This is a genomic window from Paracoccus sp. SY (genome assembly GCF_002901215.1).
In the GTDB taxonomy this organism is placed as follows: Bacteria; Pseudomonadota; Alphaproteobacteria; order Rhodobacterales; family Rhodobacteraceae; genus Paracoccus; species Paracoccus acridae.
The window spans coordinates 1-794 of sequence record NZ_NWMQ01000164.1 but is presented as its reverse complement, the minus strand read 5'-3'; the positions used below and the strand labels follow the sequence as shown (position 1 = coordinate 794).

Annotated in this window: 1 protein-coding gene; it reads right to left on the bottom strand. The window is 68.0% G+C overall.

All coding sequences use genetic code 11. The features are described 5' to 3' along the window. Positions 1 to 602 precede the first annotated feature (602 nt). Positions 603 to 794: hypothetical protein (locus CK944_RS23880; protein ID WP_205049145.1), on the bottom strand; the 192-nt coding region annotated here is incomplete at its 5' end.

Genomic DNA, 794 nt, shown 5'->3' with positions numbered 1-794 from the left:
GGTTCGGCCTCGCAGCACTGGCAGAGTGGGCGAGCATGACCGTCATGCGCCCGAGCGAGGATCCCTTGCAGCTCGGGCGCATCGTCGCAAAAGCGGACATGCCCCAGCCGGTAACACTTGCCGTCAGCGCTCATCGTCCGCTCCCTCCCTGTGCTGCCGGTCCCCTGCTCTGCGCCAGTCCGCCGGCCGCATGGAGCTGCCGCGCCAAATGCCCTGCTCGTCGCCTGCAGGCACGGCCCATCGCTCGCGGACCAGCCACGCGGCCACATCGGCACCGCACGAGGCGAAGCCCGCCAGATCGCGGCCGTATCGGTCCGGACCAGCGACATGGCAGGAAACCTGCCGAGCGACGGGCGCCGCCAGGACTTGTCGGAGGTCCCCACCGCATTTCCATGTCTGCCTGGCTGCGTCTTGGCAGGTCTGGTCCGGTTCAGGGGCGCCCATGCCGAGGATGCGGATAGGCCGCTCGCCGATGACAAGCGTGTCGCCATCGATCACCCGTACAGACCCAGCCACACCTATAGCAGGTGTCATGTGCTCCTGCGCACCCAACAGGAGCATCGTCGCCACCAGGATCAGCGAAGAGAGCCCGGCCGCTTTCCTCATTTCCGCCCCCCGTCTGACGGCGGCTGCGGATCGACCCCGAGGCGCGCTCGGAGGCCAAGCGCTGTCGCACGCTGCACGAAGGTCTCTCGCGCAGCGGAGACGGCGCGGCCCCGCGCCAAACCCTCCTGCCATGCCTGATCCAGGCATCGGAAATGCTGGGTGAGAGCCGAGAAGTAGCGCTCGAAATC